Origin of the sequence: Winogradskyella poriferorum (genome assembly GCF_036553625.1) — a bacterium.
Taxonomy (GTDB): Bacteria; Bacteroidota; Bacteroidia; order Flavobacteriales; family Flavobacteriaceae; genus Winogradskyella; species Winogradskyella poriferorum.
The window spans coordinates 105,733-129,361 of the sequence record NZ_JAZHOU010000003.1 but is presented as its reverse complement, the minus strand read 5'-3'; the positions used below and the strand labels follow the sequence as shown (position 1 = coordinate 129,361).

23 protein-coding genes are annotated in these 23,629 nt (G+C 31.9%); 7 read left to right on the top strand and 16 right to left on the bottom strand.

All coding sequences use genetic code 11. From position 1 onward, the window contains the following. Window positions 1-75: 75 nt before the first annotated feature. From V1468_RS10155 to tilS, 3 genes are all read right to left on the bottom strand, one after another. Window positions 76-3,675 carry a T9SS type A sorting domain-containing protein gene (locus V1468_RS10155; protein ID WP_331810133.1) on the bottom strand — a complete coding sequence of 1,200 codons (3,600 nt, stop codon included), beginning with the start codon at window positions 3,673-3,675 and terminating at the stop codon, window positions 76-78. A gap of 104 nt (window positions 3,676-3,779) precedes the next feature. Next, window positions 3,780-5,414: an adenine deaminase gene (ade, locus tag V1468_RS10150; RefSeq protein WP_331810132.1), complete on the bottom strand. Its 1,635-nt coding sequence runs from the start codon at window positions 5,412-5,414 to the stop codon at window positions 3,780-3,782. Window positions 5,415-5,454: 40 nt separating this feature from the next. Beyond that, a complete protein-coding gene (tilS, locus tag V1468_RS10145; RefSeq protein ID WP_331810131.1) occupies window positions 5,455-6,750 on the bottom strand; it encodes a tRNA lysidine(34) synthetase TilS in 1,296 nt (431 codons plus the stop codon). Between the two features lie 158 nt (window positions 6,751-6,908). Here tilS and V1468_RS10140 point away from each other — a divergent pair, with 158 nt between their 5' ends. Further along, a complete protein-coding gene (locus tag V1468_RS10140) occupies window positions 6,909-7,598 on the top strand; it encodes a hypothetical protein (RefSeq protein WP_331810130.1) in 690 nt (229 codons plus the stop codon). 107 nt (window positions 7,599-7,705) lie between these two features. Here V1468_RS10140 and pabB read toward each other — a convergent pair whose 3' ends face one another. Further along, complete coding sequence (gene pabB / locus V1468_RS10135) at window positions 7,706-8,998, bottom strand: aminodeoxychorismate synthase component I (RefSeq protein WP_331810129.1); 1,293 nt, start codon at window positions 8,996-8,998, stop codon at window positions 7,706-7,708. 79 nt (window positions 8,999-9,077) lie between these two features. On the opposite strand from pabB, the gene V1468_RS10130 reads away from it, so the two are divergent. Together V1468_RS10130 and V1468_RS10125 are read left to right on the top strand one after the other, a co-directional pair. Then, window positions 9,078-9,968, top strand: a complete 891-nt coding sequence (locus tag V1468_RS10130) for an aldose 1-epimerase family protein (RefSeq protein WP_331810128.1) — start codon at window positions 9,078-9,080, stop codon at window positions 9,966-9,968. A 40-nt stretch (window positions 9,969-10,008) separates the two neighbouring features. Then, window positions 10,009-11,367, top strand: coding sequence for a DEAD/DEAH box helicase (locus V1468_RS10125; protein ID WP_331810127.1), 1,359 nt, complete (start codon window positions 10,009-10,011; stop codon window positions 11,365-11,367). Window positions 11,368-11,463: 96 nt separating this feature from the next. Here the strand turns inward: V1468_RS10125 and V1468_RS10120 are convergent, their stop codons facing one another. The 6 genes from V1468_RS10120 to V1468_RS10095 all read right to left on the bottom strand — a co-directional run bounded on the left by V1468_RS10120 (window position 11,464) and on the right by V1468_RS10095 (window position 14,751). Further along, entirely contained in the window at window positions 11,464-12,297 is an 834-nt protein-coding gene (locus tag V1468_RS10120; RefSeq protein WP_331810126.1) for a mechanosensitive ion channel family protein, read from the bottom strand. Window positions 12,298-12,329: 32 nt separating this feature from the next. Continuing rightward, a complete protein-coding gene (locus V1468_RS10115) occupies window positions 12,330-12,503 on the bottom strand; it encodes a hypothetical protein (RefSeq protein ID WP_171032484.1) in 174 nt (57 codons plus the stop codon). Then, a complete protein-coding gene (locus V1468_RS10110) occupies window positions 12,487-13,080 on the bottom strand; it encodes an RNA polymerase sigma factor (RefSeq protein ID WP_331810125.1) in 594 nt (197 codons plus the stop codon). The genes V1468_RS10115 and V1468_RS10110 overlap by 17 nt, the downstream gene beginning before the upstream one ends. An 88-nt stretch (window positions 13,081-13,168) precedes the next feature. Continuing rightward, a complete protein-coding gene (locus tag V1468_RS10105; protein ID WP_331810124.1) occupies window positions 13,169-13,573 on the bottom strand; it encodes a DUF2721 domain-containing protein in 405 nt (134 codons plus the stop codon). A gap of 109 nt (window positions 13,574-13,682) precedes the next feature. Next, window positions 13,683-14,243, bottom strand: coding sequence for a hypothetical protein (locus V1468_RS10100; RefSeq protein ID WP_331810123.1), 561 nt, complete (start codon window positions 14,241-14,243; stop codon window positions 13,683-13,685). Between the two features lie 121 nt (window positions 14,244-14,364). Next, window positions 14,365-14,751: a hypothetical protein gene (locus V1468_RS10095; RefSeq protein ID WP_331810122.1), complete on the bottom strand. Its 387-nt coding sequence runs from the start codon at window positions 14,749-14,751 to the stop codon at window positions 14,365-14,367. A gap of 260 nt (window positions 14,752-15,011) precedes the next feature. On the opposite strand from V1468_RS10095, the gene V1468_RS10090 reads away from it, so the two are divergent. The 3 genes from V1468_RS10090 (at window position 15,012) to V1468_RS10080 (ending at window position 17,373) form a co-directional block, all read left to right on the top strand. Beyond that, window positions 15,012-16,013: a sensor histidine kinase gene (locus V1468_RS10090; protein WP_331810121.1), complete on the top strand. Its 1,002-nt coding sequence runs from the start codon at window positions 15,012-15,014 to the stop codon at window positions 16,011-16,013. Then, window positions 16,006-16,716, top strand: a complete 711-nt coding sequence (locus tag V1468_RS10085) for a LytR/AlgR family response regulator transcription factor (protein ID WP_331810120.1) — start codon at window positions 16,006-16,008, stop codon at window positions 16,714-16,716. Before V1468_RS10090 ends, V1468_RS10085 begins: the two co-directional genes overlap by 8 nt. A gap of 66 nt (window positions 16,717-16,782) precedes the next feature. Beyond that, window positions 16,783-17,373, top strand: a complete 591-nt coding sequence (locus V1468_RS10080) for a hypothetical protein (RefSeq protein WP_331810119.1) — start codon at window positions 16,783-16,785, stop codon at window positions 17,371-17,373. A gap of 10 nt (window positions 17,374-17,383) precedes the next feature. On the opposite strand, the gene V1468_RS10075 is transcribed toward V1468_RS10080, so the two are convergent. From V1468_RS10075 to V1468_RS10055, 5 genes are all read right to left on the bottom strand, one after another. After that, a complete protein-coding gene (locus tag V1468_RS10075; RefSeq protein WP_331810118.1) occupies window positions 17,384-17,989 on the bottom strand; it encodes a hypothetical protein in 606 nt (201 codons plus the stop codon). An 84-nt stretch (window positions 17,990-18,073) separates the two neighbouring features. After that, window positions 18,074-19,474, bottom strand: coding sequence for a dihydrolipoyl dehydrogenase (gene lpdA, locus V1468_RS10070; protein ID WP_331810117.1), 1,401 nt, complete (start codon window positions 19,472-19,474; stop codon window positions 18,074-18,076). Between the two features lie 224 nt (window positions 19,475-19,698). Continuing rightward, window positions 19,699-20,469: a LuxR C-terminal-related transcriptional regulator gene (locus tag V1468_RS10065; RefSeq protein WP_331810116.1), complete on the bottom strand. Its 771-nt coding sequence runs from the start codon at window positions 20,467-20,469 to the stop codon at window positions 19,699-19,701. Window positions 20,470-20,484: 15 nt separating this feature from the next. Further along, window positions 20,485-21,111, bottom strand: a complete 627-nt coding sequence (locus tag V1468_RS10060; RefSeq protein WP_331810115.1) for a CPBP family intramembrane glutamic endopeptidase — start codon at window positions 21,109-21,111, stop codon at window positions 20,485-20,487. A 1-nt stretch (window position 21,112) separates the two neighbouring features. Further along, window positions 21,113-21,568, bottom strand: coding sequence for an Lrp/AsnC family transcriptional regulator (locus V1468_RS10055; protein WP_331810114.1), 456 nt, complete (start codon window positions 21,566-21,568; stop codon window positions 21,113-21,115). Window positions 21,569-21,732: 164 nt separating this feature from the next. Here V1468_RS10055 and V1468_RS10050 point away from each other — a divergent pair, with 164 nt between their 5' ends. Then, entirely contained in the window at window positions 21,733-22,947 is a 1,215-nt protein-coding gene (locus V1468_RS10050; RefSeq protein WP_331810113.1) for an aminotransferase class I/II-fold pyridoxal phosphate-dependent enzyme, read from the top strand. Window positions 22,948-23,037: 90 nt separating this feature from the next. Here V1468_RS10050 and V1468_RS10045 read toward each other — a convergent pair whose 3' ends face one another. Further along, a complete protein-coding gene (locus tag V1468_RS10045) occupies window positions 23,038-23,466 on the bottom strand; it encodes a hypothetical protein (protein ID WP_331810112.1) in 429 nt (142 codons plus the stop codon). Between the last annotated feature and the right edge of the window lie 163 nt (window positions 23,467-23,629).

Sequence of the window (23,629 nt, the reverse complement as noted above, 5' to 3'; positions counted from 1 at the left end):
ATTAACAATGCAAAAAACCTTATGTTGTTTAGATCATAAGGTTTTAAATATGGATTAGTAATCTAAATTTATTGATTAATTCTTTATAAATTTCTTTGTCGATTTGGATTTACCAGATTGTAGTTCTACAAAATAAACACCTTTAGAAAGTTTTGAAATATCTAAATTATAATCTGTAGTTGAAATTTCTAATGATTGTAATGCTCTACCATTAATATCCATAACCGTAAGTTCTTCTATCACTTGATTTGAAGTGATGTAAATCATATTCTTTGCAGGATTTGGATATAATTTCACCGTTTCTGCACTTACCTCATCAATACTTAGAGGCTCAACAATTTCCGTATTGACTGTATTTGTAATAATTGGCGGATTAAAATCGAAGTAAATATCTGCTACTCCACTTATAACATCACCAACCTGAACATTTGACTTAGGTTTAATCTTAAAAGCAATATAACCATGAGAATTAGGCTCATCACTCGTACTGTCTGGTAAGTTGATATTATTGAAAATAAAACTCACATCTGTTTGGTTTTCAATTTCTACACGACCTGTATGACTTAAGCTTTCTAACTGCATCGTTGCCCAATCCAACTTATCATCTAAAATATGTTCTACGCTTACATTAATGGCACTAGCTGTACCTGTGTTTTGAAAACGAATTAAATAATGTAAATACTTATCTGCATCTTCAATAAAAATCTCATAACCTTCTAAAACCGTGATATCATTAGGGTCGTATGAGCCGATTACGGTTTGGTTTAATTCAAATGTATTATCTTCTTCTGTTTCATCACCAGAAACTGGATTTATGGTTGCTGTTGACACTAATACATCATCAATAGTAGTGGTTGGTGGTGCAAAGACATTAAACACTAGATCTATAGTTCTGGTTTCAAAAGGATTTAAGTCTGTGAAATCAAAGTTTAAAGTGTTTGTTGTTTGTGATGTAACAGTTTCACTGGAATTTAAAAATTGTAGCTTGGTATCATCAAACTCAAAACTAACTGAACCGCTTAATTGTGTAGTTCCTATATTTTTATAAACGATTTGGTAAGCTGTATCGAAACCTGGTCTAGGATCGTTTAATGATGGGTAAACTGAGACAACTAGATCGTTGAAGATACTTGAAGGCTCTAAACAGAAATTAATGATATCAATATTTCCAATTTCAGTAAAACTTGATGTTTGGGAATTTGGATTAGAAGTATAATAGTTTGGTAATTCACTCACTATCGATGTTGTAAAACTTCCTTCACTAGGGAATAATTGATAAAAACCATCACCAAGACTGAAAGAAGAGATGCTATTGACACCATCAGTCGTTTCAATCAATAAATTATTGACCCTTATATTACCGGTATTACAACCATCTAGGTTTTCGTCTAATTTTAAAACACCACTTATTTCATTGGTGTTTATTCCTAGATTTTTATGATAAATTATTTTATCCGCATGTGAAGAAACAATATCTGCATTACCATCATTGTCCATATCATGAATGACCACGTAACGTCCCAATACTAAATTTGATGCTATTATTTGTTGAGAACTAAAATTACCTAGACCGTCTTGATTATTGTACCAAGCTACGACACCGTCATCTTCAGATATCGATGCTACGTCCATATCACCATCACCATCCAAATCACCTATTGATAAATCTACAACATCATCTACATTGGTTGCAACAATCCTTTCGGTATTAAAATTTCCATTACCATCAGAATTCTCATACCAAACAATTTTATCTTCAAATCTCCAATAAGTCACAACATCCAAATCTCCATCCAAATCTAAATCAGCTGTATACAAAGTCCCTACACTACTACCACCAGTGTTGTAATAGACAAATTGTTCTTCTGAAAAATTCCCTAAACCATCAATGTTTTCAAACCAAACAATCTTAGATTCGTTAAACTGAAGACCAATTGATGCCAAAATATCATAATCGCCATCACCATCAATATCTGATGTGTGAACATTGGTAGAAGAATTAGCGATAGGAACAGTATTCGTATTATACAATAAGTTTTCTGATGAAAAGGTAACACCATTGCTATTCTGATACCATACTATTTCATTTTCTAAGGTCCTTCCCATAACCAAATCATCAAAACCATCACCATTTAAATCGTTGGTACTAAAACTAAAGGTTGTTGTTTCATCATCAGAATCAAAAACAGTAAAAGGAAAAATAGAGCCATAATAGTTTACACACCAAAATGTAGCATCATCAAGAGAGCTTCTAACAAAAAAATCAATAAATTCATCATTATTGATGTTAGCAGGTAATATGCTCACACCTCTATATCCTGTAGAAATATATTGCGGTGAAATATTTTCAAAACTACCATCAATGTTTTTTAGCCAAAGGAATTTATCATTATTATAACTTGAGTATTGAGATACAATATCAATATTACCATTATTATCCACATCAATAGGATAAAATTCGCCTAAGTTACCAGAGGATGAACTGATGATACTTTCAAAAAAACCACCATCCGAAAAATTATATTCTAATTTTATTTCACTTATTTGAGATGGTGAATTTATGCCTCCTAATATATCATAGACACCGTCTTCATTAACATCTACAACATCCAAGGTTTTAACATTTTCAAAACTATCAGAAATTATTATCTGAGAAGCAAAATCACCTAAGCCACTTATATTCTCATACCAAGCGATTTTACCATCATTATCAGAAGCAGAAACTACATCATTATCGCCATCATTATCAAAATCCAAAGAAACGACAGATAGCGCATATTGTACATCTATATTATTAGAGATGATTTGACTTGAACTAAAATTACCAAAACCATCTAAATTTTCATACCATACAATTCTATCATTTATGACAGCAGCTGTACTATACCCAACTATTAAATCATAATCTCCATCACCATCTATATCAGAAGCATCCATTGAATTAGACACAAAATAATCTAACTGCTCTATTAAATTTTCAGTTCCAAATGTTCCAACACCATCTAAGTTTTCAAACCAAATAACTTCATTATTTGAAAATGAATTAGAAACTAAATCCATATCTCCATCCATATCAATATCAACAGATAAAACTGAATTTGGTTGATTAATTATTGCTATTATTTGCTGATTACCAAAACTTCCCAACCCATTCAAATTTTCATACCAAGCAATTTTACCGTCATTTGAAGAAATTGAAATAATATCATTATCTCCATCACCATCAATATCATCTGATTTGATGTCTGTCAAACCATCAATATTATCCGAAATTAATTGTGAATCACCAAAATTACCTAGTCCATCCAGATTTTTAATCCAAAAAATTTTATTATCGTAAGACGAACCAAAAACTATATCCTCATCACCATCCATATCAATATCAATAGTATACATTGATGTAATATCAGAATTATTTGTTGAAATTTGGGTGATTATATTAAAGCTAGAATAATCTCCTGAATTAATGTCAATTAGTTCAAACCAACCGACATTAGTGGCTGTCGCAACCAATATATCTTTATCGCCATCATTATCTATATCTACAGATAAAGTCTCGTTTACATAACCTATATTATTATTTTTATCAAAGAGTACACTATCAGTAAACCCTAGTTGCCCAAAACAAAATTTTAAACCAAAAACTAATAAAATAAAGGAGTAAAAATGTTTCATAAAATCGTATGTTTAAAACGTTCAAAATATATCATATAATTCTCACAAACAAATAATTAAATATATTGTTTCAAACACAGATATTAAAAATACTTTTTGCCTATTTAAGAAGGATTAACAACTAAATCTGTAAACTCAAACTTCCCTCCATCAAACAAACCTTTGTCACTGAGTTTTAAAGATGGAATCACCAACAATGCCATAAAGGACAGGCTCATATATGGTGCGTGAAGTTTGCTACCTAGTTCTTTAGCCATTTTATCTAATTCTGAATACTGTTTTCCAATAGTCTCAGCGTCTTTATCGCTCATGATACCAGCAACAGGCAGTGCGACTACTTTTTGCTCTGTATCACTAATAGCGCATATACCACCTTCATTTTCAATTAACAGATTAACCGCTTTACAAATAGCCTCATCAGATACTCCAACTGCAATAATATTATGCGAATCGTGACCTACTGAACTTGCAATTGATCCTTCTTTAAGTCCAAAATTCTTTATAAATGCCATGGCTGGTTTATCATTTTGATAACGGTTAACAACAGTCATTTTTAGGATGTCCTTTTCTGTGTTAGAGACTAGATTATTATCTACAACTGTGGCTTCTTCAGTGATTTGATTGGTAACCAATTCGCCATCCAAACATTCTATAACTCTTATTTTTGTTGCATTAGCTTCAACTCTAAAATCTTCAACTGCTTTTTTACTGGTATTGAAGTTGTTTAGATTTTCGAAATTGACATGTTGTATTTTAGATTTACCATTATCGTAAACCAATTCACCATTAATATACGTTTGAAGTGTTTTAAAATCGGTTAAGTCTTCAACCACAATACAATCTGCTGTATCTCCAACTTGCAACAAGCCGACATCTAAATTGTAATGCTTAACAGGATTAACGCAAGCCGCCTGAAGAACCTTAAAAATGTCATTACCTTTAGCTACTGCTCTTGCACAAAGTTGATTGATGTGACCTAACAATAAATCATCTGGATGCTTATCATCACTACAGAACATCATATTTTGAAAATGATCGTCTAACAATCCTATCAATGCTTCAAAATTTTTGGCTGCACTACCTTCTCTTATGATGACTTTCATGCCTTTTTGAAGTTTTTCTAAACCTTCCTCATAGGTAAAACACTCATGATCGGTAGAAATACCTGCAGAAATGTATTTAGTTAAATCTTCACCTCGTAAACCTGGCGCATGGCCATCGATTGGCTTGTTGTAATGTTTTGCCCATTCTATCTTTTTTAAAACTTCAGCATCGTCGTAAATAACGCCAGGATAATTCATCATTTCTGCCAAATACTTAATATCTGGATTCGCCATTAAGCTTTTTATGTCATCAGAGTCTATAACAGCTCCAGCCGATTCAAAACTTGTAGCAGGCACACAACTTGGTGCACCAAAATTGAATTTAAAAGGCGTTTGTTTTCCGTTTTCTATCATAAATTCCACACCTTTTACACCAAGAACATTGGCGATTTCGTGCGGATCAGAAACTGTGGCTACTGTACCATGTTTTACAGCGACTTTTGCAAACTCGCTTGGCACCAACATACTGCTTTCTATGTGAATGTGAGCATCAATAAAACCTGGCAAGATATAGTGGTTTTCTATACAGTCTTTTTTTTTAATTGATTTGATCTTACCATTTTCTATGGTGATTTCTCCTTTATAGATACTGCGGTTTTGTATATCTACGATGTTTCCTTTTAGAGTTAAATTCATATCTACTAGATAGGCTTCGACTGCGCTCAGCCTGACAAAATTATCTTAATTCTATTTTAAAAATTTGATTTGTTTGGTCTGTTACCTTAAAACGGTCATCTGCTCTTCTCCCAACAACCCAAACTATTTTATTTTCTGATGTTAAAATCCAAGTGTCATCTTTTTCTATTGGTGTTAACTTTTCATCTTTAAGATATTTGCTCACCTTCTTCTTGCCTTTCATACCAATAGGATAAAAAACATCTCCTGTTTGCCAATGCCTAAGTTCTAAGGGATATTTCAGCTTTTCTGCATCTACATAAATTGCGGATTGATTATTGTCTTTTAAAGAATCCGCTTCATCAAAAAACAAAATACCGACTGGTGTTTTAACTTGGCCTTTTTGCACTTCGACTGCGCTCAGTGTGACAGGCTTATTTTTTGAAATAGATTCTGAATCAAGTTCAGAATGACAATTTGTTAGAATTAAAAACTCGCGATGCTTGGTAAGTTTGTGCGTGCTTGAAATTACGTACTTTCCTGTTTCAGCATCGAGTAGATTTACAACATCACTCCATTCTGAAAAGCCATAATCCTTAAACATTTCAAATAAGTAGGCTTTTGGATTATTTACTTTTTTAAATTCTGAAATTTTAAATTTTATATGGTTGTCATCCATATCTGTTATGGCTCTTTTAGCCACAGCATTCAGGCTTTCTTCTACGATATCTGCTGTATCATTTAAATACGCTAATGTACTCTGAAAACTATCTAATAATTGCGGATTAATTTCCTTAAGAATCGGCACTACATCGTGACGTAGTTTGTTTCTTAGATATTTTCGGGATGTATTGCTTAGATCTTCTCGCCATTTAATGGTTTCTGCTTTTGCATAGGCTTCAATAACTGCTCTAGAAAAGGGCAATAAAGGCCTTGCAATATTGTCATTCAGTTCCGGAATTCCTGTTAACCCATTAAGTCCTGTGCCTCTGGTGAAATTGATTAAAAACGTTTCGAGATTATCATCTGCGTGATGTGCTGTTAAGATGTAATCGAAGTTTAGTTGTTGTGCTAATTCAGAAAACCAATCATATCGCAATTCTCGCGCTGCCATTTGAATAGAACATTTGTTTTCATTAGCATAGGCTTCAGTATCAAAATTCTGAATAAAAACTTCCACATCTAACTGCTCTCCTAAGTCTAAAACAAAAGCTTCATCTGCGTCGCTTTCCTTTCCTCTTAAATTAAAATTGCAGTGTGCTAAAGCAAAATTAAAATTGAGTTTGTGGCACAAATGTGCTAGCACCACACTATCTATTCCTCCAGAAATTGCAATGACAGATTTGGCATTTTTCAAAAATGAAAAACGACTATTAATATGAGATGAAAAAGCACTAAACATAGTGTAAAGATACGATAATGTACTACTCTTACAATTACGTTAAAATGATAAAAATCATATTGGAATACCTTCTTTATTGGTAACTTTAAAGAAGTAATTTAAAAACTTTGGTTATGAGCACAATAAAAGAACTTTCGGCAAAATCTGCACAAACTACTTTTGACAAAAAAGTGCTAACCGCAGTACAGCACTTGCATCCTTATGTAAAGCACAGAATTTACATAGCAGAATCTACTGGCATTTTACCAAAAAACATGTATTCATCAAACGGTATTATAGATGAATGTATCATTACACTCTACAGTAAAGGCTTTAATATTGAGGCAGAATACGCAGCTGTAAGACTCGAGCTTTTTAAACTTGTTGATAATTACATGAACGAATTATTTAAGAAAGAAGTTTTTCATAAAAATACGATTAGCACAGACGAAATACGTAGAAATGAAATAGCTAAACTTGGTGAAGAATACACAATTGATGCAGACTTAGATTTAATCTTAAACACCGAGCTGAATGATATTTCTTACAGACAGGACATGGATAACGAATTGTACTTATATGAAGACAAGGAAACTTCTATTTTAAGAGCTTTTGAACTTGAAAATCTATCAAAAACTGAATCTCCAAAAGTGTTTAGTCGCTTCTACAATTGGTTACCAATTAATATTTCAAATATTGTTGATTTATACATTTTCGGTAATCTAGAATTTGATGAAATTGCCAAAATAAAGAACATCACAACATCTAGGATAGAATTGATTTTCGACCGCGTTAAAAAAAGTTTTAGAAGTCATTTGGAATAGAATTTCTTAGATCTGTTAGATAGTTAGACGTTTAGATTTGTTAGATAAGATTGCGATTAGAAACAATCTCAAGATCTAAACGTCTAAAAATCTGGCTGTCTAATTATCTAATTTTCCAACACCTCTCGCATAGCTTTAGCCTTAATCAGGCATTCTTCATATTCTTTTAAAGGGTCACTTTGAGCCGTAATAGCGCCACCAACAGAATATGAAAGGTATTTATTACTTGCATTATAAAGAATACTTCTGATGATAACATTAAAGTCGAAATCGCCAGATGGAGTAAAATAACCTACTGCACCAGAATATAATCCTCGCTTAGTTTCCTCTAGGTCTTCAATAATTTTCATTGCCGAAATTTTTGGAGCGCCAGTCATACTTCCCATAGGAAACGTTGTTTTTATAATATCTACAGGATGAACATCTTCTAAAACTTTAGACGTTATTGTAGAAATCATTTGATGCACTTGCATAAAAGAATACACCTTACATAGTTCTTCAACCTTTACGCTACCTCTTTCAGCTGTTTTAGACAAATCGTTACGCACTAAATCCACTATCATTATGTTTTCGCTACGCTCTTTGTTGTCTTTAGAAAGAGTGCTTTTTAACAGCTCGTCCTCTTTTTGATTTTCAGAACGTTTTGCCGTCCCTTTTATAGGTTGCGAAATAACTTTTTGTACTTCTTTTTTAATGTAGCGCTCTGGTGAAGCTGACAACAAATAGTTATTATTAGACTTTAAAAATGTTGCAAAAGGTGGTTGAGATATTGCATTTAATTTGTTGTACACTTCCAATGGATTTATGACATTATTTTCAGCATAAAATTCCTGACAAAAATTAGCTTCATAAATATCACCTCTATGGATGTGAGCTAACATTCTATTGACTTTCTCAAAATATTCATCTTTATGAATTCTGAGTTTTATTTTAATCGGATTGTTAGACTCTTGTGTTTTTAGATGACTAGTTTGTATAATTTCAACTAAATCCCTTTCAATTTCATCATCAACCATTCTCATATATTGAATTTCCACCTCATCATCTTTAAACAAAAAGAGTTTTTTAGGCTGAAAAAAATAGAGATCAGGAAAATATAATCCATCAAAATTCTTTGAACTTAACTTTTCTACATCATTTTTTAAATCGTAAGTGAGGTAACCAAAAATCCAGTCCTCCGTGGTAGAATAATACTCTTTTAAATTTTCAAAAGCATCAAAATAATCTGTTTTCAATGCTGTAAAAGCATCAACTGCCAAAACAGCATCATAACTACTATACTGGTCTTTATGGTTATTAGAGTCTAACCAAACAACATCATCAAACTGCTGGCTCCACAACAAAATGTTTTGTTTAAAAACTTCAATATCTTTTGGCTTATGAAAGGTTGTTGTTCTCAATAGAATTTTTAAATATTTGCAAAAATAACTAGAATAGTTATAATGCAATAAGAATTGTATCTTTCTAAAAACAAACATCATGCCTACAATACAAAATGACCTATTATCTATAGATATAAAAACTGTAGGAGCTGAACTCTGTAAAATTTCGGCTATAAACAACAACAATCAATTTTTATGGCACGCAGACCCTAATGTTTGGGGAAGCCACGCTCCTAACCTATTTCCTATTATTGGAAGTATGAAAGATGACAGCTACATCTATAAAAACAAGCTTTACAATATGACAAAGCATGGTTTTGTGAGGCATAACGATAAAATGATTGTAAAACAACAATCTGAAACTAGCATAACTTTCTTTTTAAATTCTAATGAAGACCTATATGAAATATTTCCTTTTCTATTTGAATTTGAAATTAATTATGAATTGAAAGACAATACAATTATAGTTAATCACACCATCAGAAATATTGATGATAAAACCATGTATTTCTCTCTTGGTGGACATCCTGCTTTTACTTGTCCTTTGTTTGAAGATGACGCTTACTCGGATTATTTTTTAGAATTTGAGAAGGAAGAAACTAGCGAATCTTATTTACTAAATATGAAAACTGGGCTTGTAACCAATAAAACTAAGTCCGTTTTTGATAGTCCAAATACCATCAATCTACGCGGCGATTTGTTTAATGAAGATGCACTTATTTTTAAAGATTTAAAATCTAGAAAAGTAGCTTTAAAGCACAAAACAAACGGAGAAATACTTTCTGTAATATTTGAAGATTTCCCTTACTTAGGTATTTGGGCAAAACCAAATGCACCATACGTTTGTATAGAGCCGTGGCTTGGTGTTGCAGACACTGAAGACACCAATCAGAAGATTGAAGAGAAAGAAGGTATTGTGACTTTAAAGCCAAAAAAGTCTTTAGAAGCGAGTTATAAAATAATTCTTAATCGCAATTTGTTAAACTGATATAGATTATAAATAGTAGCTTTGCACAAAATCTATAGCTGTGACTTTTCAAGATTTAAACCTAAATACTCCTTTATATAATGCCATTGAAGACTTAGGCTTTGATAAACCTACTCCTATACAGGCTGAATCTTTTAATGTAGTTGCTTCTGGAAAAGATGTAGTTGGTATTGCGCAAACAGGTACAGGTAAAACATTTGCCTATATGCTACCTATTTTACGTCATCTTAAATACTCCAGACAAGACAATCCGAGAGTTTTGGTTTTGGTACCAACTCGCGAGCTAGTTGTGCAAGTTGTTGAAGAAATTGAGAAAATGTCTAAATACATCAACAACCGTGTTTTGGGTGTTTATGGAGGCACAAATATTAATACTCAAAAACAAGCTGTAGCTCAAGGCTTGGATATTATTGTAGCAACACCAGGAAGACTTTATGATTTAGCAGTGAGTAGAGTTTTACAGCTTAAATCTATTCAAAAATTAGTTATTGATGAGGTTGATGTGATGTTAGATCTAGGTTTTAGGCATCAACTAATGAATATTTTTGACATCTTGCCAGAACGCAGACAAAACATAATGTTTTCGGCAACAATGACTGCTGATGTTGACGAATTGATTACGGATTTTTTCATTAATCCAACAAAGATATCGATTGCTGTTTCTGGTACACCTCTAGAAAACATAAAGCAAGAACGCTATAATGTTCCTAATTTTTATACGAAAGTCAACTTACTTGAATCGTTACTTAGTGATAAAGATGAATACTCTAGAGTTCTCATTTTTGTAGCTTACAAGAAAATGGCTGACCGCTTATTTGATCAGCTTGAAGAGATTTTCCCAGGAGATTCATGCGTAATTCATTCTAATAAAACACAAAACTATAGACTTAGAAGTATAGAACAGTTTAGTGAAGGACAACATCGTATACTCGTTGCTACAGATGTTATGGCGAGAGGATTAGATATCGATGATGTAACACACGTTATTAATTTTGACACGCCTGATTATCCTGAAAACTACATGCATCGCATTGGTAGAACTGGTCGTGCCGAGAAACAAGGTAATGCCTTGTTATTTTCTACTGAGAAAGAACAGGAAGCCAGAGAACGCATTGAAGGCTTAATGCAAATGAAAATTGATTTAGAGGAACTTCCTGAAGATGTAACAATTTCTACCGAACTGATTGAAGAAGAACGTCCACAAATTCGTGAGCGCAATAATCCTACCAAACGAAGCACAGAAGATATACCTGGACCTGCTTTTCATGAGAAAAAAGAGAAAAACAAAAAGGTAAACTTAGGTGGTTCTTATAGAAGAGAAATTGCTAAAAAATATAAGAAACCTAAAACAAGAGGTGACAAGAATTATAATAAACGTAATAAAAAGAAACGGAGATAAAAAAGAAAACCTCTTCAAAAATTGAAGAGGTCATCCTTATACGTCAAGTACTGCAGGATCACATTTTATTGTAAAATAAAATCTATAACCCTAACCTTATAGTTGATCCTGCATTTGTACTTGATTTTCCATTATTTCATTAACTGGCACTACCAATCTTCCTTTATCATTTTTAAGTATAACTGATATACTTTTCACTTCATCAATTGAATATGTTTCTCCATTAAAGGTAATTTTTTGGCCTGCTTCAAACATTTTTCTGGCATAGAACGTTTGCATTAGTTTACCTACCACCAATCTTGCTCCTAGTCCAAAAGCAATTGCAAATGCTAATAAGAAAGCAGCAATAATCATATTAATATTATTGGTTATAATCTCTGTATCTATACCTGCTTGGTTTAGTGCTGTAATGGCTATAAAAGTTAGCATTAGAAAGAATACCACCTGACTAATCATTTTACCACCTGAAAGCTCCATAGATTCAAATAGCGATTTAAGTCCATTCTTTACAAAATTGGCAAACAATAAACCTAATACGAAAATAACAACAGCTGCTAATAACTGTGGTATGTAGGATAGTAAATTACTTATCTGCTCTGTTATAATATCTAGACCCATAATATCTGAAGCAGTAACAAATATTATGATATACATTAAGTATTTTACTAGGTTAGAAACGACTTTGACCGTATCAAAATTCAGCTTTTTCCCCTCTATTATTTCAATGTCATTTAACTTATCATCTAACTTGTTCGCCTTAACTATTTTAAGAACTTTCTTAATAACCTTAACAATTAGTTTTGTAACAATCCAACCAACTATCAATACTATAAAAGCACCAATAATATTTGGAAATATTTTGGTAATCTCTAACCAAATATTGGTGAGCGACTTTAATGCTACATCCGAAAATTCGTTTACCTTATCCATACTTATTTGTTTTTTGTTAGGGTATTAAGTATTTATTCTTTTCTGCTAGCCGTTACACTATCTATAATGTGGCCAATATTATACGAGAACAACTCAGCCAGCTCCATAAATAGCTTCGCCATGGCAATGTCGTGCATGACTTTGCTTTTCAGCTCTGCTGGAACCTCTTTTAAAGGCTGGTTAATTTGCTTAAATGGATTCTCCATCTTTCGTATAATTTTCGTACTTACGTACAAGTTTTTCTTTTGCTCTTTTGAGACGCATTTTAACTGCGCTCTCTCCTATTTCTAAAGCATCAGACAGCTCTTTTATTGTTAAATTGTCTTCATACTTTAATAATAATATCATTTTTTCTTCTGGCGATATCAACTCCATCACTTTCTTTAACTGATCTACACGCATACTTTCAAACTCACGAGTAGAATCAATATCTTCACCAATATTTTCAATATCTACATTTTCAGAACTTACAGATTGTTTTTCAATCTTCTTTGCTGTATTTCTGGTTACGTAATTTACACAATGATTGTATGTAAATGCGTAAAGCCAAGTTGAAAATTTAGATTTACCCTTAAAGCTAGCTAATTTAATAAAGACTCTCAAAAAAACGTCTTGTGTTAAATCTTTAGCTTCATCGACACCATTTGCAAAACCATAGCACTTGTTGTACACCATAGTAGCATATCTGTCGTACAGCACCTCAAACAACATAGTGTCGTTGGTTTTTACGATTGCTTCTACGAGCGCTTCATCGGTTAGGCTATGAATTGCGTCTTTAGTCAATTTTCTTGGTAAATTCTACTTTAACTTGGTTGGTTATACGTTTAAGACACATAGTTTTTTAACAGGTCACAATTAAATTTATAAAATTTTACTCACTTATTTGGTCTTCCATATCTTTTAGATGATGCTCTAACGCCAATGTTGAAATTTGGATCTCTCGTATTAATAATGCTAAAGACAAAATAAGTAGCAACAAAGCAAATCCAAATATCCAAACTGCCGCATTGTGTTGATCTATATATATTAAAAACATTGTTAGCACACAAAGTAATAGACTGGAGATACCCAAGATTTGCATCCATCTTGTAAGATTCAATCTTAGTTTTAAGTTATTAATTTGTCTAATTAACACTACTTCTTTTCTTTCTAAATACTTATCACTAAGGTTTCTTATGATTGCAGCATAAGCCAAAAATCTATTTGTATAAGCCAACATAATTAAAGATATGGCTGAAAACAAAAGTGCTGGTGTTGTTAATGTTAGCTCTTCCATAGGAAAATTTTTACAAAATTACTTAATTTAATTTCTAGGCGTAAAAAAAGCGAACTTATTAAAGTTCGCTTTTAAAGAATACTTTTATATTCTTTTGTTGGTTGTATAATTAGTTATTCAATTCTAAATCATCAGGTATTTCAGGAATGTAATGAACATCTACTTCGATTTCATTTCCATATTTTATAATTATTGAACACAATACAGAAACAGGTTTTCCTTTATGTATGGCTGGTTTCATTTCTGGTATCTTTCTGAGAACCCTTAAGACTTCTGCCTGGATAGTTACCTCTGCATCTCTAACTTTCATGCCTGTGACTTTTCCGTTTTCGTTGATTATAAAAAAAGCATCAACATGTTTTGGTTCTGAAAGCTTTAAATCTTTAGACAGACTTAAATTAAACTCCTGTTCTACAAATGTTGAAATTTTATTATTAAAACATTTCCTTGTTTCCTCTATCGAAAGTTCTTCACAGCCTTTATAAATTGGTGCTAATTCTACATCTTTTAATACCATTCTATCATTAGAATCATAATTTGCTAATCCATCATTATGGGATACTATACTGCATAAACTTAACAAAGCTTGCTCTTCATTTTCTGTAATATTTCCTTGCGCCATAATCTGCTCTTGTACAGCATTGATTTTTATTATTAATTCGCTTTCCATTTTATTTGTAGAGCTCGGAGTTTCATTACAAGAAAAACACGCAAGAATAATAGCAAATACTGACAAAATTATTGAACCAAGTAATCTTCTTCTTTTTAAATAAAATTTCATAAGACTTCTTTTAGTTGGTTTCATTTGGTTTTAAACTCCATTTATAAGTCAAAATACCTATACGTGCCACTGTAAATGAAAATAACCCAAATGTAATGGTCAGTAAAGACACTTTTAGACCACCTGAAAATAATGCTGGATTTACATCTCCAAGGGCTTCTACCATATCAAACAACTGTATAATTCCTACAACTGAAGCTAAGCACCCAACTACCAAGGCTATGAGACTACACTCAGCAGCGAGACTAATCATCTTTTGAGCTACTAAACTGTCTTTCTTTCGTTTTACGAAGGCGATAACGACAAAGGTTAACGAAAGCAGGAAGACTAATAATATAATATACATTGCTGGCCCACCTTCTTGCAAGCGATTTCCTAAAAGAATTAATGAAAACATATTTTTTTATTTAATGGTTAAACTTAAAACAAACCTACAAGAAGTATAGTCTCAAAAATTTAAAATGCGACGAATTACCATTTTAGTTATGGTTATAACCTTAATGTTAAAACCAGCCCTAAATCTGTCATTCGTCTACAAAAGATAGTTTCTATTTAAATTTAGGTTATTATTGTAATATCATCATTATTTGAGCATTGAACAGCGTCCTTATCTATAGAATAAAACAAGTACTCCTGCACATTATATTTTGGATTTTAGTGCTTTTACTTTTTGCTTCAGTATTTGATGTTGATAATTCTCTAGATAGCAAAGTTATCTATTTCTCAATGTTTTTAATGCCTGTAACTATTGCAACAACCTATGTATCTATCTATAAGCTTATTCCAGACTATTTAATTACTAAGCGTTATTTACATTTCTGCATTTATAGCTTGTACACTGTAATTATTTCGATTTTTGGCATATGCCTTTCTATATTTTTTGCTTTAGCATATCTCACAAATTTTAAATTTGAAAAGGTGAATACCATAGGCAAAAGCGCTTTGTTTATTATTACAAGTATTTATTTAATAGTTATTGTAGTGAGTGCCTTCAAACTTTTAAAACTCAACTTAAAACAAAGTCGAATTACAAAAAGCCTAGAAACAAAAATTTTAGAAACCCAACTAAAACTAAAAGAGCAGGAACTCAAATATTTAAAAATGCAGATTCATCCTCATTTTTTATTCAATACATTAAATACAATGTATGGTTCTGCGTTAAAAAAATCTGATGATACACCAGAAATGATTTTAAAATTGTCTAATCTCCTAGACTACCTACTCTATCAAGTTGATAAGCCTTTTGTAAGTTTAGAGGACGAAATACATCATATTGAAGATTATATTGCGTTAGAAAAAACACGCTTTAGCGACACCTTAAATGTTTCATTTTCAAAGGATATTCAATCAAAAACTATTCATATTGCTCCAATGTTATTTATTCCTTTTGTAGAGAATAGTTTTAAACATGGCACTTTAAAAGATGGCGTTTTAACCATGAATATAAACTTAGTTGCAACTGCCAAAACTATTGTTTTTAAAATCAGCAACAGTAAATCTAATACAAACCATTACAATGAAGGTATTGGATTACAAAACATAAAAAAACGATTAGAACTGTTATATCCAAACAGATACAATTTAAATATCATTCAGGATGATTCTATGTTTTATGTAGATTTAAAGCTGAATATAAACTCTAAGCCCACAAATGACTAAACCTATCTCTTGTATAATAGTTGATGATGAAAGTATGGCTAGAGACATCATTGCCACACACTTAGCTCAAATACAAAATATTGAAGTCATTGCACAATGCAAAAATGCCATTGAAGCGTTCAATTTTATAAATAATAATGACGTTGACTTGATTTTTCTAGACATCAATATGCCAGAAATCTCAGGTATTGCCTTTGCTAAATCCATTAACAAAAACATAAAAATAATTTTTACAACCGCTTACAGAGACTATGCTGTAGAAGGCTTTGATCTTCAAGCTGTAGATTATTTATTAAAACCTATACCTTTTGAGCGATTGCTAAAAGCTGTAAATCGTTATTTTGAAGTTAAAACAATTCAGTCAGGCATTGAATTAAAACCTACAGACAATATTGACTTTATTTTTGTGAGGTCTGACAGACGTATGCTAAAAATTACTTTTAGCGATATTCTATATATCGAAAGTTTGAGCGATTATATTAAAATTCACCTAAGAGATCAATGCATTGTTACCAGAGAAACCATAAGTGCGATTGAAGCTAAACTACCTCAAAAGGATTTTTTAAGAATTCATCGATCATATATTGTAAGCTTAAACAAGATTGAATCTTTTACAAATGAAGAGATTACAGTTAATCGAAAAGCATTACCTATTAGTCGAAGTTACAAGAAAGATGTTTTAAATCATCTCGAAAATTATTAACTTTAGGTAAATAAAAGTCCAAATCTATCGTTATCATAGTCTCTAGACTATGTTATTAACCGCTTAATGAGTACACATCTTCATAATACCATCCCTAATTTAAAACCGTTTGATTACGATCGTCATCACGATTCTCACTTTATAAATCAGCAATGGGTTTTAGTAAATGGTATTTCTAAAAAGAAGGCTATTTATACGTTTAGGGAAGATAATATCTTAGAAATTGAGAGGAAAGATGCTACTATTACAACATCTTGGACTATAAGCATTCAAAACATTTTTACTATAGAAACTGAAGACGGTGTTATTACTGTTAAGGCTTATTTTAAGGACGATGATATTTTAGTTTTAAATCATCAGGACAAGGAAGAGTTTGCCATGTATATAAATACTACAAATTACTCTGAAGAACTAAATTCTATTGAAGACATTCAGGAATACTTAAAAACAAAATACAAAAAGAAGGTTAATAAGGTTATACACAAACACGAATTCTACTACATTTCTAAATCTAAAGAATTTGGCCCAAACACAGTTGAAGAACTGAAAGAAAAGGTAGAAAACGAAGCTATTAGCGCCTATTGTTTTGTTAGAGATGTTAACGAAGACAGCTATGCCAAGCGATTAAGAATTATTGATTTAATGCAAGAGTTATAATCCTTTTACTTTACTTAAAGCGTTTACTGGAAAGTATTTGTTTAGCTTTATTCTTAACTCCGCTACTTGCACCTGATTGCATTAATGTTTCCACAATAACTTTTGAAACATCTGCACAATCCAGAATTAACTCTTGAAGTTTTTTATGGTTAGACGACAATATTTTTTCTGCAATTTCTTCTGTTAAACCATTGGTTAAAAACTCTTGTCTTATAGCTTCATTAGGCTCATCTACAACACCAGGTTTTAGCAAAATGCGTGTATCTGTATAAGGCTTTAAATAAAACAGTAGATGATTTAACTTATCAACTAGTTCTAATCGGTTTTTGGTAGAAAATTCTAACTCTGGTGCCTCCCAGACACCTTCATAATCAAGTGTATTGGTTTTTGTATTGAATTTTGGAAGTAAATAAATAACCTGTAGTTGGTATGCACCGTTAATGTCTCCCTCTGGCCGCCATGATACATCAATAGCTTTTAGTCGTGTATGCGAACTGATAAGCAATAAAGAACTACCCGTAAAGTCGTGTATAGTGTCTTCTGTTGGATTTGTATCGGTTAACAAATTCCAATCAACTGACCATCCTGATGGTATTTTTAAGGGTTGAAGGTTCATTTGTAAAAAATTAATAACAAAAAAGCGAACTATTTTGAGTCCGCTTTTTTGATTCTGATCAATTTTAAATGATAATATTTCTATTTAAACATGTAACGCTCTATCGTCTGTTGCTGCTAATGCTGCTTCTTTAACAGCTTCTGCAAAGGTTGGATGTGCGTGAGAATATCTAGATATATCTTCTGCAGATGCTCTAAACTCCATTGCTGTTACTGCTTCTGCTATTAAATCTGCACAACGTGCACCAATCATGTGTACGCCTAAAACTTCGTCTGTAGTTTTATCTGCTAATATTTTTACAAAGCCATCAATATCTCCACTTGCTCTGGCTCTTCCTAAAGCTCTAAACGGAAACTGACCTACTTTATATTCAGTACCTGCTTCTTTTAATTCTTCTTCTGTTTTACCTACTGCTGCAACTTCTGGCCAAGTATAAACTACTCCTGGAATTAGGTTGTAATCTATATGCGGTTTTTGACCTGCTAAAGTTTCTGCTACAAAAACACCTTCTTCTTCAGCTTTGTGTGCTAACATTGCTCCTTTAACAACATCTCCTATTGCATAGATGTTAGACACATTGGTTTGTAAATGCTCATTAACTTCTACTTGTCCTCTGTCGTTAAGTTTTACACCAGCTGCTTCTGCGTTTAATCCATCTGTATATGGACGACGACCAACTGATACTAAACAGTAATCTCCTTTAAACTCTACAACTTCTCCTTTTTTGTTTTCAGCCTTAACTACAACTTCATCTCCATTACGTTCTACAGACTGAACTTTATGAGACACCATCATGCTGCATTTTGCTTTTTTAAAGACTTTATTAAGCTCTTTAGACAAACCTGCATCCATGGTAGGTAGAATTCTGTCCATATACTCAATTACAGTCACCTCAGCACCAAGACGACGGTAAACTTGTCCTAGCTCTAAACCAATTACTCCACCTCCAATAATCATCAAATGCTTTGGTACTTCTTTTAATTTTAAAGCTTCTGTAGATGTGATAATTCGTTCTTTATCAATATTGATAAAAGGAAGGTTTGATGGCTTAGAACCTGTGGCTATAATGGTATTTTTAGCTTCTATCTCGCCAGCATCTTTTCCTTCAATTTTAATATGTGTAGCATCTTTAAAAGATCCTAAACCTTCGTAAACATCAATATTATTTTTCTTCATTAAGAAATCTATGCCTCCTGTTGTTTGGTCAACAACAGCTTGCTTACGCGCTATCATCTTTTCAAGATTTACTTTAATTTCTCCTGGTATTTCTATACCGTGTTCTTCAAAGTGTTTTGTAGCTTCTTCGTAATGGTGCGAAGAACTTAATAAGGCTTTACTTGGAATACATCCTACATTAAGACATGTACCTCCTAGTGTAGAATATTTTTCAATAATTGCAGTTTTCATACCTAGTTGCGCACAACGTATTGCTGCCACATATCCACCAGGACCAGAACCTATTACTGCTACATCGTATGATTTCATAAGTGTTTTTTTGATGTTAATTTTATCTTACACAAAAATACAATATTGATTAATGATTAACGAAAAGTATAGGACTATTTTTAATTATGGAGCTGTTAATAAAAAAGCCCATTATTAAAAGATCAAAATCTAATTAAAATGGACTCTTTATTCCCTAAAAGTTAATAGCATTCAAAATTGGTGAATAACTGACATACTTACAATACTCAATTTGAGTATTTTTTCTATAACCAATGTGGATTTAGCTTTAAAATCCCAACCAATTCGCCTGTAGATGTTATATCTAATTTCTTTAGAATATTACGTCTGTGGGTATCTACAGTATGAGAGCTAATATTTAATTTTTCTGAAATTTCTTTACTGGTTTTATCTAAAATTAATAGACGAATAATATCGCGCTCTCTGTTGGTTACGCCATCATGTAATAGCTTTTGAGAAAAGCTATTAAAATAAATGGTTTCATATTCTTGTTCACTATTAAGTAGCTTAGCCGAAGCCGTAATATCTAATTTTACATCTGGATGCAAAACGGTATAATGCGCCAAACCAATGATGGGTTTGTTTTCTGAATCAAAAATTAATGGAGTCGTATTTTGAATAATATTAACGTATGTACCTTGTGCGTTTTTAAACCTAAAATTCCAAGTGTAACTTGCATCCTTTCTTTTCTCTTTTGGAATTTCACTTAAGGTAAATTTCATAAGACTATTTAAGGCCTGCAACCAAGATTCTATATCCTCTGGATGTATTCTACTCCAGAAATAACGCATCCCCTTTTCCTTTATTTCTTTAGCATCTAAACCCAAACATGCATTATAGTTTTTACTCACATACTCAAAGGTTAAATCTTGAGTATTTGTAATACAAAAAAAAGTTGAACTATAAGGTAGAAACTGATCCATCTCTATGATTTTTTCTATATGCTTTTGTAGAGATGGCTTGTCATAAGACTCAAATATAAATCTATATAATTCTTTTATTTTTGAATATTTCATAACCTATCGATTCTTTTAATTTGGGAATCCCAACATCTCACCCATACCTACCGTAAATAACCAACTGCCATAAATAGCATGTTCAATAGAAACCAAAAGTGTTGACTTTGTTTTTTTGAATGTTAGCGCAAACAAAATACCTCCTATAAACGTTAAAATCATCACCAAAGTATTCTTAAAAAAGATATGTGCTAATGAAAATAACGCTGCGTTTACCATTATAAACAATGCATTACTTCTAAACAAGGATTCGTAACGTTGAAAGAAAAATGTTCTGTAAACCAATTCTTGTGGATATACCGAAAAAACAGAATATATAAATAAAATTATTGCCCATAACAAGGGTTTAGACTTTATAACAACGAACAGATTTTTATAATCTATAATATACATGTACCCAATAGTAACAAGAGCTATTACCAGAAACTTAATGGTTGTTCGTTGCCAAAACTGTGTCCAGTTAATATGTTGCCTTATTTTAAACTTATTATTTTCTACCTTAAGAAGTACGTAAATCACATAAATAAAGCCTGATACACCAATAGCTAGCTTAACCCATAACTGAAAATTAAACACAAAACTCATCGGTATTAAAACAAATACAACAAAAAACTCAATAAGTCTATACCTTATGCTTTGCATATTATAATGTTATTGCTGTAGTATACTTTACTTCACTAATCATAAACATACTGTGTGTGCTACCTATATGGTTTATATTGGTGAGCTTCTTAACCATAAATTCTCTAAATGCTTCCATATCCTCAACCAGTACTTTTAACAAGTAATCGTAGTCTCCACTGATATGATAACATTCTAGTACTTCGTCTAATTTACGAACTTCTCTCTCAAATTTCATAACATAGTCTTGAGAATGCTGTACTAATTTTACATGGCAAAAGGCAACAAAAGCCTTATTTACCTTTTTTTTATCTATAAGCGCAACATATTTACTTATAATTCCATTTTTTTCCAGCTTCCTAATACGCTCATATACAGCTGTAACAGACAATCCTAAAGCATGAGACAGTCCTTTATTAGTTTGCTTACTATCGTTTTGAAGAAGTTTTAGTAACTCTTTATCTATATGATCTAACATTAGCTTAATATTTTTCGGAATCTATCAACGTTTGAGCAAAAATAAAGATTATTATTCCACAAAAACAACTATAAACAAAATAATTATCTACAAAATATATTATAAGTTGATTTTTATTCTAATAGTTTTCAAATTTGTATATACCAATTTTAAATATTTCAAAAATGAAATTTAAACCTGCAAATAACATACAAGACTTACAGTACTTTGGAGAGTTTGGTGGTGTAAATCCATCGATTTCCGACTCTTCAACATACACTTTTTTATCGGCAAAGACTATGTTTGATACGTTTGAAGGTAATGCTGATGGTTGTTACTTATACTCTCGTCATTCATCCCCTTCAAATTTATATTTAGGCGAAGCACTTGCTGCAATGGAAGGCACAGAAACTGCAACAGTTACAGCCTCTGGAATGGGAGCTATTACACCTGTATTAATGCAATTGTGTAAAGCTGGTGAGCATATTGTAAGTAGCAGAACAATCTATGGAGGTACTTATGCATTTTTAAAAAACTTTGCTCCAAGACTAGGCATTGACACAACGTTTGTAGATATCACAAAGTTAGACGTTGTAGAAGCTGCCATTACACCAAAAACAAGAGTACTTTACTGCGAGTCGGTTAGTAATCCATTGCTTGAAGTTGCTGATATTAAAGGTTTAGCAGAATTAGCAAAAAAACACAACTTAAAACTGGTTGTTGACAATACATTCTCACCGCTATCTATATCTCCAGCAAATTTAGGCGCTGATATTGTTATTCATAGTTTAACAAAATTTATTAACGGTTCTTCTGATACTGTTGGTGGAGTTGTATGCGGCACACAAGAGTTTATAGATCAGTTAAGAAATGTAAACGATGGAGCTGCTATGTTATTAGGCTCTACAATGGATAGTCTGCGTTCTGCTTCTGTATTAAAAAACTTAAGAACACTTCATATTAGAATGCAGCAGCACAGCCATAACGCAAATTATCTTGCTGAAAAATTTGAAAAAGATGGACTTAAAACCGTTTATCCTGGTTTAGCATCTCATCCATCTCATGAGTTATTTAAATCTATGATGAATTACAAGTATGGTTTTGGCGGAATGCTAACTATTGATGTAGGCTCACTCGACAAAGCAAATGCGCTAATGGAATTAATGCAAGAGCGCAACTTAGGTTATCTTGCTGTTAGCTTAGGATTCTACAAAACATTATTTAGTGCGCCAGGAAGCTCTACATCATCAGAAATACCTGAGGACGAACAAATAGAGATGGGATTAAGCGATGGACTTATTCGTTTTTCTATAGGCTTAGATGCAGATATACATCGTACCTACGAAATGATGAAGTCATGCATGGAGGAACTAAATATTCTGGAAGTTGAGTTGATCTAAAAAACGAATATTTATAAAAAAGCCTGATTTTAAAATCAGGCTTTTTTGTATCGCTAAATATTTCTATTAAACTTTTAATGACGGCAAAATTTAAATTGAGTTAATATCTAGTTGTTTATATTTATTTAAAATCTTTGTATTTCTTAATATTTGAAGCTCAATACCTTCTTTTAGCTTATTAATTTCCTCTAAACGCTTTGGATCTTTAATTATATGCACATCTGCTCTTAAAAGCGTAATGTAGTTTAGAGTTCTTAAATTTCTTTTTAGCTGTTTTTGTTGTTTTTCTATCCCTTGCTGAATCTCTAATTTTTTTCTTACCATGTTCTCTTTACCTTCATTACATTTTGATGTGGAAAAAAGTGAGGCATTAGAATTAGATTTGGTATTATAAATATCCAAACTCTTTTCAGAAGAATCACCATTAAAAGCTATTGGATTTAATTCTATAAATATAAAATAAGCACCAATTGAAAATACTAATAATGTAAAAATTATAAAATAAGTAACTAAAGACATAACACATTTAATATTTGGATTAGATGCTTATAAGACACAGATAACCATATCCTTAGTCACTACTTTTCGATGAAATACACACTATACATTTTAAAATGATTAAAATCATAGATGAACTGCAACAATTATGAATTTTTGATATAAGTAATGAAAGTTGTAACAT

Coding starts and splice junctions, on each gene's coding strand:
- V1468_RS10155 (WP_331810133.1), bottom strand. CDS start 3,675: ATGAAACATTTTTACTCCTTTATTTTATTAGTTTTTGGTTTAAAATTT.
- ade (WP_331810132.1), bottom strand. CDS start 5,414: ATGAATTTAACTCTAAAAGGAAACATCGTAGATATACAAAACCGCAGT.
- V1468_RS10140 (WP_331810130.1), top strand. CDS start 6,909: ATGAGCACAATAAAAGAACTTTCGGCAAAATCTGCACAAACTACTTTT.
- V1468_RS10130 (WP_331810128.1), top strand. CDS start 9,078: ATGCCTACAATACAAAATGACCTATTATCTATAGATATAAAAACTGTA.
- V1468_RS10120 (WP_331810126.1), bottom strand. CDS start 12,297: ATGGATAAGGTAAACGAATTTTCGGATGTAGCATTAAAGTCGCTCACC.
- V1468_RS10115 (WP_171032484.1), bottom strand. CDS start 12,503: ATGGAGAATCCATTTAAGCAAATTAACCAGCCTTTAAAAGAGGTTCCA.
- V1468_RS10105 (WP_331810124.1), bottom strand. CDS start 13,573: ATGGAAGAGCTAACATTAACAACACCAGCACTTTTGTTTTCAGCCATA.
- V1468_RS10100 (WP_331810123.1), bottom strand. CDS start 14,243: ATGGAAAGCGAATTAATAATAAAAATCAATGCTGTACAAGAGCAGATT.
- V1468_RS10095 (WP_331810122.1), bottom strand. CDS start 14,751: ATGTTTTCATTAATTCTTTTAGGAAATCGCTTGCAAGAAGGTGGGCCA.
- V1468_RS10085 (WP_331810120.1), top strand. CDS start 16,006: ATGACTAAACCTATCTCTTGTATAATAGTTGATGATGAAAGTATGGCT.
- V1468_RS10080 (WP_331810119.1), top strand. CDS start 16,783: ATGAGTACACATCTTCATAATACCATCCCTAATTTAAAACCGTTTGAT.
- V1468_RS10075 (WP_331810118.1), bottom strand. CDS start 17,989: ATGAACCTTCAACCCTTAAAAATACCATCAGGATGGTCAGTTGATTGG.
- lpdA (WP_331810117.1), bottom strand. CDS start 19,474: ATGAAATCATACGATGTAGCAGTAATAGGTTCTGGTCCTGGTGGATAT.
- V1468_RS10065 (WP_331810116.1), bottom strand. CDS start 20,469: ATGAAATATTCAAAAATAAAAGAATTATATAGATTTATATTTGAGTCT.
- V1468_RS10060 (WP_331810115.1), bottom strand. CDS start 21,111: ATGCAAAGCATAAGGTATAGACTTATTGAGTTTTTTGTTGTATTTGTT.
- V1468_RS10055 (WP_331810114.1), bottom strand. CDS start 21,568: ATGTTAGATCATATAGATAAAGAGTTACTAAAACTTCTTCAAAACGAT.
- V1468_RS10050 (WP_331810113.1), top strand. CDS start 21,733: ATGAAATTTAAACCTGCAAATAACATACAAGACTTACAGTACTTTGGA.
- V1468_RS10045 (WP_331810112.1), bottom strand. CDS start 23,466: ATGTCTTTAGTTACTTATTTTATAATTTTTACATTATTAGTATTTTCA.